The sequence below is a fragment of the Streptomyces misionensis genome, assembly GCF_900104815.1.
GTDB classification, from domain to species: Bacteria; Actinomycetota; Actinomycetes; order Streptomycetales; family Streptomycetaceae; genus Streptomyces; species Streptomyces misionensis.
The window spans coordinates 7,185,328-7,202,691 of sequence record NZ_FNTD01000004.1 but is presented as its reverse complement, the minus strand read 5'-3'; the positions used below and the strand labels follow the sequence as shown (position 1 = coordinate 7,202,691).

Annotated in this window: 17 protein-coding genes and 1 pseudogene; 6 read left to right on the top strand and 12 right to left on the bottom strand. The window is 73.7% G+C overall.

Features of this window, described 5'->3' with window-relative positions; genetic code table 11:
* Nucleotides 1-35: 35 nt before the first annotated feature.
* The 3 genes from BLW85_RS34030 to BLW85_RS34025 form a co-directional block, all read right to left on the bottom strand.
* Complete coding sequence (locus BLW85_RS34030; protein ID WP_143060487.1) at nucleotides 36-1,745, bottom strand: hypothetical protein; 1,710 nt, start codon at nucleotides 1,743-1,745, stop codon at nucleotides 36-38.
* A gap of 112 nt (nucleotides 1,746-1,857) precedes the next feature.
* Entirely contained in the window at nucleotides 1,858-2,034 is a 177-nt protein-coding gene (locus tag BLW85_RS39615) for a hypothetical protein (protein WP_167381454.1), read from the bottom strand.
* Between the two features lie 191 nt (nucleotides 2,035-2,225).
* Complete coding sequence (locus BLW85_RS34025; protein ID WP_070022539.1) at nucleotides 2,226-2,801, bottom strand: hemerythrin domain-containing protein; 576 nt, start codon at nucleotides 2,799-2,801, stop codon at nucleotides 2,226-2,228.
* Nucleotides 2,802-3,038: 237 nt separating this feature from the next.
* On the opposite strand from BLW85_RS34025, the gene BLW85_RS34020 reads away from it, so the two are divergent.
* The 3 genes and pseudogenes from BLW85_RS34020 (at nucleotide 3,039) to BLW85_RS34010 (ending at nucleotide 5,061) form a co-directional block, all read left to right on the top strand.
* Nucleotides 3,039-3,464 carry a DUF6027 family protein gene (locus BLW85_RS34020; protein ID WP_074995062.1) on the top strand — a complete coding sequence of 142 codons (426 nt, stop codon included), beginning with the start codon at nucleotides 3,039-3,041 and terminating at the stop codon, nucleotides 3,462-3,464.
* Nucleotides 3,465-3,615: 151 nt separating this feature from the next.
* Nucleotides 3,616-4,077 (top strand): annotated as a pseudogene (locus tag BLW85_RS34015) (NUDIX domain-containing protein); the annotation flags it as partial.
* 216 nt (nucleotides 4,078-4,293) lie between these two features.
* On the top strand, nucleotides 4,294-5,061 hold the full coding sequence (locus BLW85_RS34010) for an alpha/beta hydrolase family protein (RefSeq protein WP_074995057.1): 768 nt from the start codon (nucleotides 4,294-4,296) through the stop codon (nucleotides 5,059-5,061).
* A 197-nt stretch (nucleotides 5,062-5,258) separates the two neighbouring features.
* On the opposite strand, the gene htpG is transcribed toward BLW85_RS34010, so the two are convergent.
* The 3 genes from htpG to BLW85_RS33995 all read right to left on the bottom strand — a co-directional run bounded on the left by htpG (nucleotide 5,259) and on the right by BLW85_RS33995 (nucleotide 8,213).
* Nucleotides 5,259-7,160, bottom strand: coding sequence for a molecular chaperone HtpG (htpG, locus tag BLW85_RS34005; RefSeq protein WP_074995055.1), 1,902 nt, complete (start codon nucleotides 7,158-7,160; stop codon nucleotides 5,259-5,261).
* A gap of 80 nt (nucleotides 7,161-7,240) precedes the next feature.
* Nucleotides 7,241-7,615 (bottom strand): fluoride efflux transporter CrcB, encoded by a 375-nt coding sequence (gene crcB, locus BLW85_RS34000; protein ID WP_074995053.1) that lies wholly within the window; start codon nucleotides 7,613-7,615, stop codon nucleotides 7,241-7,243.
* A 136-nt stretch (nucleotides 7,616-7,751) separates the two neighbouring features.
* Nucleotides 7,752-8,213 (bottom strand): FluC/FEX family fluoride channel, encoded by a 462-nt coding sequence (locus tag BLW85_RS33995; protein WP_079172673.1) that lies wholly within the window; start codon nucleotides 8,211-8,213, stop codon nucleotides 7,752-7,754.
* A gap of 258 nt (nucleotides 8,214-8,471) precedes the next feature.
* Between BLW85_RS33995 and BLW85_RS33990 the strand changes: the two genes are divergently transcribed.
* Complete coding sequence (locus BLW85_RS33990; protein WP_074995051.1) at nucleotides 8,472-9,329, top strand: LLM class flavin-dependent oxidoreductase; 858 nt, start codon at nucleotides 8,472-8,474, stop codon at nucleotides 9,327-9,329.
* A gap of 175 nt (nucleotides 9,330-9,504) precedes the next feature.
* Here BLW85_RS33990 and BLW85_RS33985 read toward each other — a convergent pair whose 3' ends face one another.
* From BLW85_RS33985 to BLW85_RS33965, 5 genes are all read right to left on the bottom strand, one after another.
* Nucleotides 9,505-10,041 (bottom strand): hypothetical protein, encoded by a 537-nt coding sequence (locus tag BLW85_RS33985; protein WP_074995049.1) that lies wholly within the window; start codon nucleotides 10,039-10,041, stop codon nucleotides 9,505-9,507.
* A 217-nt stretch (nucleotides 10,042-10,258) separates the two neighbouring features.
* Complete coding sequence (locus BLW85_RS33980; protein WP_074995047.1) at nucleotides 10,259-11,239, bottom strand: zinc-dependent alcohol dehydrogenase family protein; 981 nt, start codon at nucleotides 11,237-11,239, stop codon at nucleotides 10,259-10,261.
* Nucleotides 11,240-11,347: 108 nt separating this feature from the next.
* On the bottom strand, nucleotides 11,348-11,815 hold the full coding sequence (locus BLW85_RS33975) for a hypothetical protein (RefSeq protein WP_074995044.1): 468 nt from the start codon (nucleotides 11,813-11,815) through the stop codon (nucleotides 11,348-11,350).
* Between the two features lie 2 nt (nucleotides 11,816-11,817).
* Nucleotides 11,818-12,138: a hypothetical protein gene (locus BLW85_RS33970; RefSeq protein ID WP_074995042.1), complete on the bottom strand. Its 321-nt coding sequence runs from the start codon at nucleotides 12,136-12,138 to the stop codon at nucleotides 11,818-11,820.
* 33 nt (nucleotides 12,139-12,171) lie between these two features.
* The gene (locus BLW85_RS33965; RefSeq protein WP_074995040.1) at nucleotides 12,172-12,858 is read right to left on the bottom strand and encodes a DJ-1/PfpI family protein; all 687 of its coding nucleotides are present in this window, start codon (nucleotides 12,856-12,858) and stop codon (nucleotides 12,172-12,174) included.
* Between the two features lie 204 nt (nucleotides 12,859-13,062).
* Here BLW85_RS33965 and BLW85_RS33960 point away from each other — a divergent pair, with 204 nt between their 5' ends.
* Nucleotides 13,063-14,001, top strand: a complete 939-nt coding sequence (locus BLW85_RS33960; protein WP_070022549.1) for a GlxA family transcriptional regulator — start codon at nucleotides 13,063-13,065, stop codon at nucleotides 13,999-14,001.
* A 170-nt stretch (nucleotides 14,002-14,171) separates the two neighbouring features.
* A complete protein-coding gene (locus BLW85_RS33955; RefSeq protein WP_074995037.1) occupies nucleotides 14,172-15,296 on the top strand; it encodes an XdhC family protein in 1,125 nt (374 codons plus the stop codon).
* Between the two features lie 55 nt (nucleotides 15,297-15,351).
* Here BLW85_RS33955 and dxs read toward each other — a convergent pair whose 3' ends face one another.
* A complete protein-coding gene (gene dxs / locus BLW85_RS33950; protein WP_074995034.1) occupies nucleotides 15,352-17,250 on the bottom strand; it encodes a 1-deoxy-D-xylulose-5-phosphate synthase in 1,899 nt (632 codons plus the stop codon).
* Nucleotides 17,251-17,364: the final 114 nt, after the last annotated feature.

Sequence of the window (17,364 nt, the reverse complement as noted above, 5' to 3'; positions counted from 1 at the left end):
AATATGCCATGAAGTGACGGGAAGAAGCCAGGCCCTCACACGTCCGCCAAGATCACCTGCACCACGTACGGGAGCACGACCGCGGCCTGCGGATCGTGGTCCAGCAGCACCGCCACCGGCGTCCTGCCCTGGGCGCGCAAGGCCTCGGCGAACCGCGGCCGCCCGGCCGTCCCCCTGGGTTTCGGGAAGAATTCCGCGGGCCGTTCCTGTTCCGGTGTGATCGCCGGTACGGCCCCGGCGGGCAGCCGCTGGGCGAGCAGGGCGCGCTCGGCCGCGGTCCGCATGGCCTCGACCCGGGTGGCGCCGACCGCGAGGGCCGTCCGGGAGCCGAGCCGGACCCCGCAGGCCGGCACGGACAGCAGGGCGGAGAGGTCGTGGGCGACCGGCTCGCCCAGCGCGCGCAGCAGGGACAGCGGATGGGCGGTACCGGGTGCCTCGTCCGCCGGCAGCGGCAGCCGGGGCACGCGCGTCGCGCGGTCGGCGAGCCGTCGCGACAGCAACTCCTCGCAGTGCTGGGCGAGTCCGGCCTCCACGGCGTGCGCCCAGGTCAGACCGGCCGCCGCGCCGACGGGCGGCCGGTACGGCACCTCGCCGTCCGGGGCGGGATGGGCGTCCCGGACGGGGACCCTGCGCAGTGCGCCGGTCACCAGGTCCAGACCCCAGGCGTCGGCGCCGTCGTCCCGCGCACGGGCGGCGCGGCATCCGTAGGCGACGAGCGTTCCGTAGGCGGCGAGCGCGGTGAGCAACGTTTGCACTCGCGCCGTCTCACGGTCCCCGCCATGGCCGGTCACCACGGCGTCGGGCGTTCCGGCGGGCCGGGCCCCGAGGGGGTCGGCGACGGCCGTCCGGCACTCCCAGCGGGAGCCCGCCCCCAGCGTGATCTCCTCGCACCGCGTCGTGCCCAGCAGTCCGGTGCGCGGGTCCGTCACCGCGTCGGCGCGCGCGCACAGCTCGCCGGCGTCGACGGCCTCGCCGCCCTGCCTGCCCAGGAACGCCGCCCGGGCCCGGACCTCGGTGACCCTCGGCGCCGCGGGCAGCGGCAGGATCCGGTGCGGGACGGTGGTGCCGTGCGGCAGCTCCGTGCGCAGCAGGTACGGGGCGCCCGCCGGCCGCGCGGTGCCGGTCGCCCACGCGAACCAGGCGCGCAGCAGCTGTCCGGCGGCGATCTCGGCGGGCCGGCCGCCGTCCGCCACCGGTGTGCGGCGGGGAACGCCGCGCAGCCGCCGCCACGCCGACGCCACGGCGGTTCGCGCGGCGGGGCCCAGCGGTCCGGTCCACAGTTCGTCGTCGCCGATCAGGGCCTGCCCGAGAAACACCCCGGTGGCGGCGCACCGTTCGGCCGTCGCCGCGAGTTCGCGCAGCGAGCCGGACAGGTGCAGGACGACGTCCGCGGCACCCGGCGTCTCCAGATCGAGGTCCGGTCTCGGCCGGACGCGCTGGGCGCCGTCGCGCCGGGCCCGCTCGACCAGCGCGGTGAGGCCGGGGTCGGAGGGGTCGGCGCCCACGACCCCGATGTCCCGGCAGCCGGCCCGCAGGGCGCCGGACAGCAGCGCGGCCGACAGCGGACCCGCCGCTCCGACGAGCAGCAGCCGCCCGTCGCGGTAGCGGCGAAAGCGCGGCTCGGGTGAGCCGGCCGGACCGAGGGAGCCGATCTCGGTCGCGTACTCCCGCAGCTCCTGCGCGGTGAGCGGCGCCCCGCCCCACGACGGCGCGCTCCCCCCGTCCGGCCACGCCTCATCGCTCACCCACGGTTCCATATCCACAGGTAACAGGGATGCGGTAAATGTCGGATCTACATCCGTTATGAAGTTCGCTCTACGTCACCCCTCAAGTGCGGGAGTGCCCCGGCGCACCGGCTCAGAGGAAGATGAAGAAGAGGACCAGGATCACCACCACCGCCACGACGAACCAGATCAGCACGTGCCGGTGCCCGGTGCTCGGCCGGTCCTCCGGACCGCCGCCACGGGGCCGGTCCTCCGCCATCCGGGGATGTTCGGGCCGGTCCTTGGAGTAGAAGTCGTCGCCGCCTGCCATGGGCTCGCCCTCCTTCCGTCGCCGGCGCCCGAGTACCCGTGCGTCTCTGACCTCATGCGACACACGCCGGGCCGGGCGGCCGCCGGGCCCGGGGGCCGCGCCGCCCGCGCGCACGCGCCGCGGGGCGGCCACGACCGTGCGTGGCCGCCCCGCCGGTAGATCCTTTTCCTGTGCCGACCGGGACGCTCGCGTCAGTCCTTGCTCAGCGCGTCCTTCGTCCGGTCGACCATGGCGGCGAAGGGGCCGGTCAGCCACTGGGCCGCGGTGGACCCGGCCACCTTGGGATGGGGGTGGGTGGGCGCCATGCGCTCCACCGACTGCAACCGGCTGCCCATCTTCCGCAGCTGGTCCTCCGGGCACCCGGCGCGCACGGCGGGGAACTCCTGCTGCTCCTCGTTCTCGGCGTGTTCCAGGACCGACCTCTCGAACTCCGCCAGCCGGCTGATGAACTCGGCGCTGTCCACGTCCATCTTCTCCAGCTCGGACAGGACCTTGTTCGCCTCGGCCTCCTCCGCGTTGCGGGCGTCGGCCTCGGCCTTCCCGGCCTTGTCGGCGGAGACCGGCCGCAGGATCATCTGCTCGGCGGTCTCGTGGACGGCGAGCAGGGCGCGCAGCTCGTCGAAGGTCTTCTGCTTCCGCTCACCGCTGGACTGCTTCACCTTGCCGAACAGCTCCCTGATGCGGGCGTGCTGCTCCAGCAGGATCGCCACGACATCGCCCTCCGGCAGCCGCGCGGCCTGGTCGCGGTCCTTCTGTGCGTCACCCATGATCGTTTGCTCCTCGTCGGTCTCGTGTCGGCGTACGTCGTGGATCTGCGGCCGGTCCCCGGTCCGGGCCTCTGGCCAGGTCGTACGAGAGCGCTCACGGCCGCCCCGGACACCGGGGCGGCCGTCCCCCTGAGTACCCGCCTCCGCCGTTCCGATCGCGGTGATTCACCCCGGTGGCGGATCGCGGCCCCGAGGGCGGGGCATGATGACGGGCAGGCGTCGCCCGAGGGAGGGACCGTGAGCACCGTGCCGCACGACGAGACCGGCCCGCGGGAGGAGCCGGTGATCCGGCTCGACCGCTGGAACGCCACCTGGCCGGCCGACGATCCGCACGCCAACTTCAAGTCGGACGTCGTCCTGTACGGCCGGCTCGATCCGCTGGCCACCCTGCGCGGCATGTCGGAGAACCTGGGCATCCCCGTGGGCGCCCTCGCCCGCTATGTGCTGGCGCGGTGGGCCACCGGCGGCAGCGGCGGGCTGCTGGAGATCGGGCCGGTGATGGTTCACCGGCTGTGGGAGCCGATCGCGGAGGCGGAACAGCGGGACAGCGACGGCGAGCGGCTGCGCGCCTACCACCGGCTGCGGGAGATGATCTCCTGGCTCAAGCTGCCGCTGGACGATCCGTCCGTGTATCCGGCCCAGTACGAGGACGACGCCGAGTGACCGGTGGACCGGCGCGGCCGGCGCCCCGCCGGACGGCACGTCGAGGCACGGCATCCGACATAGTGGCCCGCGGGCAGCAGCCCGTCCCCGTCCCTCCCCCGCACCCGTCTCCCCCAGGAGTCCCCCCGTGTCCGTACCCGGCGTCACCCCCGTCTCCAGCCGCAACCGCTCCCCCAAGCCGCCCGTCCCGCACGCCGCCGTCGGTGTGGGGGTGATCGTCCTCGGCGACGAGGGGCTGCTGCTCGGCCGGCACCGGCGCGGCACGCTCGAACTGCCGGGCGGCACCGTGGAGGCCGGGGAGTCGCTGGAGCGGACCGCGGTCCGTGAACTCGCCGAGGAGACCGGGCTCGTCGCACGGACCGAGGACGTCCGGCTGCTGGGCACGCTGGTCGACCACGTCGAGGACGTCGTACGGGTGACGGTCGGCGCCGTCGTCACCGCGTGGCGCGGCCGACCGGCGACGCAGCCGGACGAGCGGGTCGGCGACTGGGCCTGGTACCCCCTGGACCGGCTGCCCGACGGCCTGTTCGTGTGCAGCGCCCAGATCCTCACCGCCTGGCGCCCCGGACTCCCCATCGACCACGCGCCGGCGCACTTCACGCCGTACGCCTAGGGCCCGTTCTGCGTTGACGTCACGTGTCAGGAAAAGGCCTGGGCGGGCTGATGATCAGTCTGGTAGCTTTCAGTTGCCCGTGACGTCGCCCGAGGAGGTGAGACCCATGAACGCTGTATCTCTGTGGGTGCTCCCCCTTCCCGTCACGGTCGGGCGATTGACGTAGGTCTCGCCGGGAGCGCCTCGACAACAAGGCACTCCCGAAAGGCAACACCTATGCACTCTCTGCGGTTCACCGCCGAATCTTCGTCGAACGGCGTGATCGAGCGCGACTTCACCGTGGACGATGTCCCCGGAGTCCTCTGGTCACCGGCCTCTGGCGCCACCGATCGAGCGCCCCTGGTCCTGATGGGACACGGCGGCGGCAACCACAAGAAGCACCCGGCGATGGCGGGCCGCGCCCGCCTCCTGGTGACCGGCTGCGGCTTCCACGTCGCCGTCGTCGACGCGCCCGGTCACGGCGACCGGCCGCGCACGGCGCACGACGAAGCGGAGATCGCCGAGTTGTTCCGGGCGAGGGCGGCGGGCGAGCCGGAAGGCCCGATCGTCGTCCGCTACAACGACCACCTGGCGGAGCTCGCCGTGCCCGAGTACCAGGCGCTCCTGGACGCTCTCCAGGAGCTTCCGGAGATCGGCAGCGACGGGCCGGTCGGCTACTGGGGCATCAACATGGGCACCGCGATCGGCGTGCCGTTCGTGGCCGCCGAACCCCGGATCACGGCCGCCGTCTTCGGCCAGCACTGGCCCGACGTCCTGGCCGAGAAGGCGAAGCAGATCACCATCCCGATCGAGTTCGATCTGCAGTGGGACGACGAGCACATCTCTCGCGAGGAGGGTCTCGCGCTGTTCGACGCCTTCGCCTCGAAGGAGAAGTCGTTGCACGTGAACTCGGGCCGGCACAAGGAGCTGCCCCGGTTCGAGGCCGACAGCGCGGTCCGGTTCTTCGCCCGCCACCTCGGCGGAGCGGTCACCGCGTCGGCCTGACGTGCGCGGTTGCGGCGTCCGGCTTGCCGGCCGGACGCCGCAACCGCGGCCCCGGGTCGAGGCTGCGTCACCAGAGGATGGATCCACTCAGGTGGAGCCCGGCGGCATAGCTCTCGTCAGGAGAACAGGCCCTGGTACGCCTGGACGCTCCCGGGCGGCGCGCCGTCCGACCGGTCGCGGCGCCCGGGGCTCCGGTGTTACAGCGCCCGTTCCAGCCGCTCCGCCATCAGCTTGACGAAGCGGGCCGGTTCCTTCGGCTGGCCGCCCTCGGCGAGGACCGCCAGGCAGTGCAGCAGCTCGGCGGTCTCCGCCAGTTCGGGGGCCTCTCCGCGCTCGGTGTACGCCTGGTTGAGGCCCTTCACCAGCGCGTGGCCGGGGTTCAGCTCCAGGATGCGCTTGGCGGTGGGCACTTCCTGGCCCATGGCCCGGTACATGTTCTCCAGGGCCGGCGTGAGGTCGCCCGCGTCGGAGACGACACAGGCCGGGGAGACAGTGAGCCGGGAGGACAGGCGCACCTCCTTGATGTCGTCCGCCAGGTGCTTGCCCATCCACTCGAGCAGCCCGGCGTACTCCTCGCTCTGCTTCTCCCGCTCGCCGCTCGCGGCCTCCGCGTCCTCGCCGTCGAGGTCGATCTCGCCCTTGGCGACGGACCGCAGTTTCTTGCCCTCGAACTCGCCGACGGCGTCGACCCACACCTCGTCCACCGGGTCGGTCAGCAGCAGCACCTCGATGCCCCGCGCGCGGAACGCCTCCATGTGCGGGGAGTTCTCGATGCTCTGCCGGGACTCGCCGGTCAGGTAGTAGATGTCGTCCTGGCCGTCCTTCATCCGCTCCACGTACTGCTTGAGCGTGGTCGGCTCGGTGTCGTGGTGGGTGCTGGCGAACGAGGAGACGGCGAGGAGGGCGTCGCGGTTCTCCGCGTCGGTGACCAGGCCCTCCTTCAGGACGGTGCCGAACTCCCGCCAGAACGTGGCGTACCGGTCCGACTCCTCGGCCATCAGGTCCTTGACGGTGGACAGGACCTTCTTGGTCAGCCGGCGCCGCATCATCTCGATGTGGCGGTCCTGCTGGAGGATCTCGCGGGACACGTTCAGCGAGAGGTCCGCCGCGTCGACGACGCCCTTGACGAAGCGCAGGTACGGCGGCAGCAGCGCCTCGCAGTCGTCCATGATGAACACGCGCTTGACGTACAGCTGTACGCCGCGCCGGAAGTCCCGGGTGAACAGGTCGTGCGGGGCGTGCGCGGGCAGGAAGAGCAGCGCCTGGTACTCGAAGGTGCCCTCCGCCTGGAGACGGATGGTCTCCAGCGGGTCGCGCCAGTCGTGGCCGATGTGCTTGTACAGCTCGTGGTACTCGTCGTCGGACACCTGGTCGCGCGGCCGGGCCCACAGCGCCTTCATGGAGTTGAGGGTCTCGGGCTCGGGCTCGCCCTCGTCGGTCGCGGCGCCCTCGGGGGTCATCCGGATCGGCCAGGTGATGAAGTCGGAGTACCGCTTGACGATCTCCCTGACCTTCCAGGAAGAGGTGTAGTCGTGGAGCTGGTTCTCCGGGTCGGCCGGCTTGAGGTGGAGGGTGACCGAGGTGCCCTGCGGCGCGTCCTCGACCGTCGTCAGGGTGTACGTGCCCTCGCCGCGCGAGGTCCAGCGGGTGCCCTGCTTCTCGCCCGCGCGCCGGGTCACCAGGGTGACCTCGTCGGCCACCATGAAGCCGGAGTAGAACCCGACGCCGAACTGGCCGATGAGCCCCTCCTCGCCGGCCGCGTCCTTGGACTCGCGCAGCTCCTCGAGGAACGCGGCGGTGCCGGAGTTGGCGATGGTGCCGATGAGCCGGCCGACCTCGTCGTACGACATCCCGATGCCGTTGTCCCGCACGGTGAGGGTGCGGGCGTCCTTGTCGATGTCCAGCTCGATGTGCAGGTCGGACACGTCGGCGTCGAGCGAGTCGTCCTTCAGCTTCTCCAGGCGCAGCTTGTCGAGCGCGTCGGACGCGTTCGAGACGAGCTCGCGCAGAAAGACATCCTTGTTCGAGTACACCGAGTGGATCATCAGCTGGAGCAGCTGACGTGCCTCCACCTGAAACTCAAACGTCTCGGTCGGCATGTTCGCGGATACCTCACAGGTCCTGTCGTCGGAACTGGCGCCAGCCACTGTAAAACACCTCGTCAGAGCGGGGGGCCGGATCAGGTCCAGAGGGCCTGGGCGAGGACGGCGCCGGTGAAGGCCGCGCCGAGTCCGGCGACGACGCTCGCCACCACGTTGGCGGCGGCGAGGAAGCGGGCGCCGTCCTCGGCGAGCCGCAGCGTCTCGTAGGAGAACGTGGAGTACGTGGTCAGCGCCCCGCACAATCCGGTGCCGATCAGCAGCTGTGCGTCGGAGGACATCCCGCCGACCACGACCGCCCCGGTGACCAGGCCGAGGACGAGGCTGCCGACGACGTTCACGGTGAAGGTGCCCCAGGGGAAGACGGTGTCGTGCCGCGACTGCACGGCACGGTCGGTGAGGTAGCGCAGCGGTGCGCCCACGGCGGCCCCGGCGACGACGAGCAGCCAGTTCACGAACTCTCCTTGTCCCGATGGCCGTTGCGGCACACGGTCTCGCGGTGGTCGGCGGCCACCGGGCCCTCGCCGACCGGTTCGGCCGGTCGGGGCGAAAAGGCACGGTGAGCCGTACGGCGGGGGCGGGTCCGGGCCGTCATGAGGCCCTCCACCGGATGACGCGGCGAGTGAGGTGCGCCGTCGTCCACACGGCGGCGAGGGCGCCGAGCAGGGTGGCGGCGAGGTCCAGCAGGCCGGTGGTGGCCCGGCCGGCGCCGGTCAGGCGCTCGATGTCCACGACGTAGGCGGAGAAGGTGGTGAACCCGCCGAGCACTCCGGTGCCGAGGAAGGGCCTGACCAGGCGGTGCCCCACCCGGAGATCGGTGATGACCGCCATGAGGACGCCCATGACGGCGCAGCCGGTCACATTGACCCAGAAGGTGGTCCAGGGGAACGCCGTGGCCCCGGTCGGCCACAGCAGGGCGGCACCGTAGCGGGCGCACGCCCCGAGGGCACCGCCCACGGCCACGGCCGCGAGGACCGGCGGCTGTCCGCGCCACGGCGCGGGCGGCCGGGCGGACACGGGTGCCTCGGTGCCGGCTTCGGCGGCCTCCTCGATCCGGACCTCTCCCACATGGACCTCCTCGGTACCGGCGCCAGGGCATGCCGCGGCGCGCTTCGTCGTCAGGAGGGACCATCGGCGGCGACACTGCCGCGGTTGGGTACGGCGGGACCCACCGCCGTGCGGGGACCGGGGTCGCACCGCCCGTCAAGGATAGCGCGGGCGCGGAACGGCCCGACGACGGGGCGGCGGGGACCCGGGCGGCCGGTGGAGAAGTCGATTGCCGGGGCCCGGCCGTCCGCCCATCATGTCGGGATGCGCTTCTCCGTGAACGTGCCGAACTTCGGTGACTTCGCCGACCCCCGTGCCGTCGCCACCCTGGCCACGGCCGCCGAACAGGCGGGCTGGGACGGGTTGTTCGTCTGGGACCACGTGCTGCACCGGCGGCACCACGGACGCCCCTTCGCCGACCCCTGGATCCTGCTGACCGCCGCCGCGCTCGCGACCTCGCGGATCCGCCTGGGCACGCTGCTGACTCCGGTCCCCCGGTACCGCCCGGAGCAACTGGCCCGCCAGGTCGCCACGTTGGACCGGCTGAGCGGCGGCCGGGTGGTCTTCGCGGCGGGCCTCGGCGGCCCGGTCGAGGACGAGTACGGCAGCTTCGGCGACACCGCCGGGCCACGCGAGCTGGCCGGCCGGCTGGACGAGGGCCTGGAGCTGGTGACCCGTTTCTGGTCCGGTGAACCGGTGGACCACCAGGGCCGGCACTACACGGCCCGGGACGTGACGCTGCTGCCCGCCACCGCGCAGCGGCCGCGCCCGCCGGTCTGGATCGGCGGCTTCTGGCCGCACCGCCGGCCCATGCGCCGCGCGGCCCGCTGGGACGGCGCGGTGCCGCTCTTCGAGACCGCGCGCCACGGGCAGGTCCCGGACCTGGCGCAGGTGCGGGAGCTGGTCGGCTTCGTGCGCGAGCAGCGGGCGGGCGAGGAGGAGCGCCCCTTCGAGTTCGTCCTCGGCGGGGTCACGGATCCCGCCACTGCCCCGGACGTGATCGGCCCGCTGCGCGACGCGGGCGCCACCTGGTGGGACGAACGGCAACTCCAGGGCGGTCCCGACCTGGACCGGCTGGCCCCGGTGCTGCGCCGCGTGGAGGCGGGACCACCGGCCCTCTGACTCGTCCTCCGCCCCTCGGCCCCCACCGGCGGAAGCGGCGCAGCCGCCCCTCGTCGAGGCCGCGCGGCTGCCGGCCGCCGCCGGACGCCCCCCGGAGCTCGCGGCCGTCCCCGCCGACGGCTCCCTGGTCCCGACGGACGAGTGCCTGCACAGCACCGTCCACTGCGATCCGGATTCAGTCACCCGGCGAACGGCCCGTGAGCCCGCGGGTCACCGGCGCCCTTGCGGGCGAGCCGCCGCGGTGCTCGGCGCCGTGCGGCCACACCACCTCGACGTCGACGCCGTGGCTGCGGGCGTAGGCCACCAAGTGGGCGGTCGCGTCCCGGCCGTTGGAGGGTGAGCCGTCCCAGACCGCCAGCAGCCCGCCGCACGAGCGCACCAGGGCCTCGTCGGCGGTGATGCAGGAGGCGCGGTCGGCGGGGTCGTACTCCAGCAGGCGCACCATCTGCGACAGCAGCAGCAGTTCGCCGGCCGCCTTGCGGTCCGGCTCGGCGACGTGGGCGGGCATGCCCCGGCGGGCCGGCAGCACCGTCACCAGGGCCAGACCGGCCGCCCGGGCGGCCCGTCCGAACGCCACGGGCAGGCCCCTGCCGGCCCGGACCAGTCCGGCACGGCCCGCGCGGGCGCGGTCCACGAGCCGCGAGCGCAGTTCCTCCTCCAGCAGGGCCAGCGTCGGCGGGGTGAGATCGTGATGTCCGACGACGGCGATCACTCCTGGCCTTCCCTTCTCCGCATGCGCCGATCATCGTCATCCGCGGCGGGCGGGCACAGGGGCCCGTCGGTCGGGTCTTCAGGGCCGACCGGCCCCTGCGCCGGGGGTGCGCGGTGTGCTTCGGGAGGCCGCTGCGGGGATGCGGCGGGGCCGGCCGGACTGGCCGGCGGCGGTTGCCGGGGCGCTTCCTGCGGCGGCCGCGGGTGGCCGCGGCCTGTCACCGCTGCGGCTCGATCAGGATCTTCCCGGGCCGTCCGGCCGCGGGATTCCGGAGGTGGCCGACGAGGCCGCCGAGGCCCACGCGGGCCGCGACGGCCGTGTGCAGACGGCCGCGGCGCAGGTGCTCGAAGACCGGGGCGAACAGCTCGGGCAGGTGCCGCCCGGCGTCCTGGTGGACGGTGTCGCGCAGCCGGAACAGCTCCACGCGGGCGCCCCCGTGTCCGGTGCGGGACTCCGCCGGGAGCGGGCGTCCCGACAGCAGGCCGTAGTGGACGAACACGCCGCCGTGGGCGGTCAGCGCGCACACGTCACCACCCACGGCGCCACCGACGCAGTCGAAGGCCACCTCGATGCCGTGGGGGCCGGTCACCGCCCGCAGCCGTTCGCGCCAGCCGGGCTCGTCCGTGCGGATCACGGCCCGCCACCGGGCCGGATCGGCGACCGTCCGCCCGGGCGTCCCCCGTACGACCCCGATCGGCGCGACACCGCGCTCGCTCAGGAGTTCCGCGAGGTGCCGGCCGATGGCCGACGTCGCCGCGGTGACCACCACGTGACGCACGCCGGGCCGGCAGAACCGCTCGACCATCGTCACGGCCGTCAGGGGGTTGACGTAGGCGAAGCAGGCGACGTCGTCGGGGATGTCGTCCGGAACGGGGACGCACCAGGAGTGGGCGAGTCGCTTGTACTGCTGCCAGGCCCCGGCGGAGCCCAGCGGCAGCACCCGCCGGCCGAGCACGGCGGCGGGCACCCCGGGACCGACGGCGTCGATCACCCCGACGCCCTCGAAGCCGGGGACCATGGGGAACGACGTCCGGGTCCGGTAGGCGCCCGAGACGGTGACCGCGTCGGAGGGGTTGACGGTCGAGGCGAGCATGCGCACCACGACCTCGCCCGCACCGGGGGCCGGTGGCGGGGGCACTTCGCGTACGGTCAGCACGTCGGCGAGCGGACCGGGCGCGTCGACCACGGCGGCCAGCATCGGCGGCCTCCCTCCCGTACGCGATCAGAACGGTTCATCCTACGAACGGCGGGGATCACGGCCGCGGCCGGCGCCGGCCGCGGCGACGTCTCCCCCGCCGCCCGGCCCTCACGCACCCGTGGTCGACCCCGGGCGGACGATCATCAGGACCGTGACCGTGGCCCACAGCAGGTTGAACAGGCCGGTGAGCATGGCCAGCCGGGCGGGCGCCCGGAGCGCGGGGCCCGGGGTCGCGTCCTTCAGGGCGTCGAGTTCGCCGCTCTGCGCGGGCAGCACCAGGAGGGCCAGGACGGCGGCGGCCGCGGCGGTCAGGACGATGGAGGCGATCAGCCAGGCGCTGCCCATGACACCCATCGTGCCGGCCGTGGCGAACCCGAGGACCGGGACGGCCGCGCCGACGGCGGCGTAGACGCGGCAGATGCGGTGCAGCAGCCGCAGGGTGGCGAGCGCGTCCGGGTCGCCGGGTGCGTGGTGGGCGCGGCGCAGGGCCGGCGGGAACATGCTGGCGGCGACGGTGACCGGGCCGACGGCCACGACGGCGGCCAGGACGTGCAGGCAGAGGAAGAGCTTCGTCATGGTCAGTGCTCCGCGCCCGCCCGTGCGGCACGGCGTACGCCGGTGACCTGGGAGGCCGGGAGGCGGCCTGCCCTGGAGGTGCCGCTGAGGGTGTCGCCGGTGACGGTCACGGCGAAGGTCAGGTTCAGGCGCAGCGGCTTGGTGACGGACTGCCGCCAGGTGAGCCGGTCGCCGTCCGACACGAGATCGGTGAGCGGTACGTCCTGGCCCGCGCCGTGGGCGGTTCCGGAGAGGACACCGTCGTCGTACCGAAACCGTGCGACGGCCTCGATCCTCCCGACGGGGGTGGCGATGGTCAGGTCCCAGGTGCCTTCGGGGGACATGCTGGTGTTCCTTCTGTCGTGGGGTGGGGCGGGTCAGAAGTGGGCGGGCCGCGGGCCCCGGGCGCGCCAGACCGTGCCCCGGCGCTCGTGGGCGAACAGTTCCTCCACGGCGTGTGCGATGCGCGGGCCCACCTCGCGTTCCAGCAGGTACAGACCCAGGTCGAGCCCGGAGGTGACGCCCGCGCCGGTGACCAGGTCGCCGTCGTCGACGACGCGGGCGGTCACCGCGTGCGCGCCGGTCGCGTCGAGCAGGTCGAGGCCGAGGTGGTGGGTCGTGGCGTGGCGGCCCTCCAGCAGGCCGGCCATGGCCAGGACGAGGGAGCCGCCGCACACGGCGCTCACGGTCACCTCGGGGTTCTCCATCGCGGCCGCCAGCAGCGCGGGCAGCTCGGTCTCCAGGGTGCGGCGGAGCAGGACGGGGATGAACTCGTCCTGCCGCCGCCCGTCTCCCCTGTCGTCGGCGGGGACCTCGGCGGGTTCGCCCACGCGGCCGGAGGCGCCGGGGACCAGGACCAGGCCGGGGCGCGCCGGGTCGAGGGCGGCGGTGGCACGCAGCGTCAGACCGCCGGTGCCGCCGACCACCTCGCGCGGCCCCTCGGCGCTGACCAATTCCACGCCGACCGCGCCGGGCGCGGCGATGCCTCCGGCGTGCAGCACCTCGAAGGGGGCGACGACGTCGAGCGGGTCGAAGCCGTCGAACAGGACGATCTGGGCATGCATGAACGGTCCTTCACCAGGGGGGTCCAGGGGACGCCCGGCGAGCACCGGGCCGGCCTCGAACGTAACGGGCCGCCGCCGGACCTCCCAGTGGCAGGAGTGACAGTATTCAACGGAAAAGTGACAAGCCTCCGAGTTGGCCGTTGAACTGCTGCTCCAAGAGACAGGAACGGGATTTTCTCTCCGGCGAGCGGGTATGGTCGCGCCATGCTCACCGTCGCCGTTCTCGCGCTGGACCGGGTGATCCCGTTCGACCTGGGCACCCCGATCGAGGTCTTCAGCCGGACCCGGCTCCCGGACGGCCGCCCCGGCTACCAGGTCCGGGTGTGCGCGCCGCGACCGGAGGTGGACGCCGGGGCCTTCGTACTGCGCGCGCCGTGGGGCCTGGACGGGCTCGCCGGCGCGGACACCGTCGTCGTACCCGGTACGACCGCCCCGGAGGTGCCGCCCGGCCGGGACGTGTGCGACGCGCTGCGCGCCGCCGCCGCGGATGGCACGCGCATCGCGTCCATCTGCACGGGCACCTTCCCGCTGGCCGCCACCGGTCTGCTGGACGGGCTGCGGGCCACCACCCACTGGGCCGCCGCCGGCCTGCTGGCCGCCGCCCACCCCGAGATCGACGTCGACCCGGACGTCCTGTACGTCGACAACGGGCAGTTCCTCACCTCGGCCGGCGCGGCAGCGGGCCTGGACCTGTGTCTGCACATGGTCCGCCGCGACTACGGCTCGGCCGTCGCCGCCGACGCCGCCCGGCTGTCCGTCATGCCGCTGGAACGCGAGGGCGGCCAGGCCCAGTTCATCGCGCACGACCACGCGCCCGCCCCGGGCGGCTCCGCCCTCGAACCGCTGCTCACCTGGCTCCAGGACAACCTCGGCCGCGACCTCGCCCTCGCGGACATCGCCGCCCACGCCGGGACCAGCACCCGGACCCTGATCCGCCGCTTCCGCGAGCAGACCGGCAGCACCCCGCTCCAGTGGCTGCACCGGGCCCGCGTCCGCCAGGCCCAGCACCTGCTGGAGACCACCGAGCACTCCGTGGAGCGCATCGCCGCCCAGGTCGGCTTCGGTTCGCCGACCGCCTTCCGCGACCGTTTCAAGCGCACCACCGGCGTCAGCCCCCACACCTACCGCCGCACCTTCAGCTGACACCGGGAGGGCCGGGCGCCCGGTGCGGCGCGGGGTCCGCCGGCGTCCCGGGCGGGGTGCCGATCGCTCGCTTAAGCTGCCGTTGACCGGGGTGCCGTACGGCCTGCACGGCGTGCGGACGGGTACCGGTGGGTGTGACGGTGGTGCGCGCTGCCGAAGGAGGCACACGGATGCGGGACATCGCGCAGGGCCTCTCCTCCTGGAGTGCGTCGGGCAGACGGTTCGCGGTGGCGACGGTCGTGCGGACCTGGAAGTCGGCGCCGCGCCAGGCCGGCTCGTCGCTGGCGGTCGCCGAGGACGGAGAGGTGATCGGGAGCGTCTCCGGCGGCTGTGTCGAGGGGGCGGTGTACGAGCTGGCGAGCGAGGTCCTGCGAACCGGCGAGCCCGCGCTCGTCACCTACGGGGTGAGTGATGACGACGCGCTGGCGGTCGGCCTGACCTGCGGCGGGATCATCGAGATCCTGGTCCGCCCGGCGGGTGCGGGACGCTTCCCCCGACTGCCCGGCGTGCTGGAGGCGATCGGCGCGGGCCGGCCCGTGGCGGTGGTGTCCCCGCTGCCCGCGCAGGGGGGTGGCGCGGAGCCCGACCCCACGGCCGCCCCGGCCGGGCAGATGATCGTCACCTCCTCCGGCAAGGAGGGCACGCTCGGGGACGCCCGGCTGGACTCGGCGGTGACCGAACGGGCGCAGGGGCTGCTGGCGCAGGGCAGCACCGGTGTGGTGCGTCTGGGGCGGTCGGGTGAGGAGCGGCGCGACGACCTCGCGGTGTTCGTGGAGTCCTTCGCGCCGCCGCCGCGGATGCTGGTGTTCGGCGCCATCGACTTCGCCTCCGCGGTGGCCCGGATCGGCAAGTTCCTCGGCTACCACGTCACCGTGTGCGACGCCCGCCCGGTCTTCGCCACGCGCCGGCGCTTCCCGGACGCGGACGAGCTGGTGGTCGACTGGCCGCACCGGTACCTGGAGTCGGCGGAGGTGGACGAGAACACGGTGATCTGCGTCCTCACCCACGATCCGAAGTTCGACGTGCCCCTGCTCCGGCGGGCGCTGCGCACCCGGGCCCGTTACATCGGCGCGATGGGCAGCCGCCGTACGCACGAGGACCGGCTGCGGCGGCTGCGCGAGGAGGGCATGAGCGAGGCGGAACTCTCCCGGCTGTCCTCGCCCATCGGCCTCGACCTGGGCGCCCGCACCCCGGAGGAGACGGCGGTCGCCATCATGGCGGAGATCATCGCGCTGCGGTGGGGCGGGACGGGGCGCCGGCTGACCGAGACGACGCCGCTGCCCATCCACCGCTGACGCCCGCCACCGGCGGGCGGTCTCCCCGAAAGGCCGCCCGCGGGTGGGACGCGGCTCAGCCGGGGAAGACCATCTCGTCACGGCCGAGGCCCGCGAAGACGCCCGAGACCCGGCGTGCGATGTCCGCCGCCGTCAGGCCGACGCGGGCCAGCACCCGGTCACGCCCCGCGTGGTCGAGGAACTCGACCGGGATGCCGAAGTCCCGTACGGGGACGTCCACTTCGGCGTCCCGCAGGGCCTGTGCGACGGCGGCGCCGACGCCTCCGGCACGCACTCCGTCCTCGACGGTCACCACGAGCCGGTGCCGGGCGGCGATGCCGGGCAGCGCCGCGTTCACCGGCTTGATCCAGCGCGGGTCCAGCACGGTGGCACCGATGCCCTGCTCGGCGAGCCGGTCGGCGACCTCCAGGCACATCGGGGCGAGCGCGCCGACGGAGACGACCAGCACGTCGGAGCCGTCCTCGGCGAAGCCGCGCAGCACGTCCATGCCGGCCACGGAGCCGACGGCGGCCACTTCGGGGCCGACCGTGCCCTTGGAGTAGCGGACCACCGTGGGCCCGTCCGCGACCTCGACGGCCTCGCGCATCTGGGCGCGCAGCTGCCCGGCGTCGCGCGGCGCGGCGATGCGCAGGCCGGGGACCACCTGGAGGACGGCCATGTCCCACATGCCGTTGTGCGCGGCGCCGTCGTCACCGGTGATGCCGGCCCGGTCGAGCATGAAGGTCACCGGGCAGCGGTGCAGGGCCACGTCCATCAGCAGCTGGTCGAAGCACCGGTTGAGGAAGGTCGCGTACACCGCGACCACGGGGTGCAGCCCGGCCGTGGCGAGGCCGGCCGCGGCGGCCGCCGCGTGCTGCTCGGCGATGCCGACGTCGAAGAACCGGTCGGGGAACCGCTCGGCGAAGGGCCCGAGGCCGGTGGAGCGCTGCATGGCCGCCGTGATCGCCACGATGTCGTCGCGCTCGGCGCCGAGCCGGACCATCTCCTCGCCGAAGACGGTGGTCCAGTCCTTGCCGGAGACGGAGACCGGCTTGCCGGTGTCGGGGTCGATCACCTTGACCTGGTGGAAGCGCTCCTCGGACTCCTCGGCGAAGCTGTAGCCGCGGCCCTTCTCGGTGATGCAGTGCACGATCACCGGCCCGCCGAACCGCTTGGCGCGGGCCAGCGCCGACTCCAGGGCCTCGGTGTCGTGGCCGTCGATCGGGCCGACGTACTTCAGGCCCAGGTCCTCGAACATGCCCTGCGGGGCGATGAAGTCCTTCAGGCCCTTCTTCGCGCCGTGCAGCGCGTCGTAGACCGAGCGGCCGACGATCGGGGTGCGGTCGAGGACGGCCTTGGTGCGCTCCAGGAACTGCTCGTAGCCGTCGGTCGTGCGCAGGGCGGCCAGATGGGTGGCGAGTCCGCCGATGGTGGGGTTGTACGAGTGGCCGTTGTCGTTGACCACGATGACCAGCGGGAGCGTCTTGTCGGCGGCGATGTTGTTCAGCGCCTCCCAGGTCATCCCGCCGGTGAGGGCCCCATCGCCGACCACCGCGACGACCGAGCGGTCCCGGCGGCCGGCCAGCCGGTCGGCCTTGGCGATGCCGTCGGCCCAGCTCAGGGCGGCGGAGGCGTGCTGGTTCTCCACGATGTCGTGGGGCGACTCGGCGCGGCTCGGGTAGCCGGAGAGGCCGCCCTCCTTGCGGAGCCGGGAGAAGTCCTGGCGGCCGGTCAGCAGCTTGTGCACATAGGTCTGGTGGCCGACGTCGAAGACGATGCGGTCCCTGGGCGAGTCGAAGACCCGGTGCAGCGCGATGGTCAGTTCCACCACGCCCAGGTTCGGCCCCAGGTGACCGCCGGTGCGGGAGACGGCGTCGACGAGGAACGCGCGGATCTCCTCGGCCAGCGTCCCCAGCTCGCCGGCATCGAGCTTCCTGAGGTCCTGCGGGCCGTGGATCGTCTCCAGAATGCCCATGCGTCATTCTCCTTCGGCGCTGCTGGTAGCGGGATCGCACCACCCTGTCACGACCGGGGCCGGCAGGCTGTCAATTCGGCCGAATTCGGGCGGTGGGCGACGACCGGAGAGGTA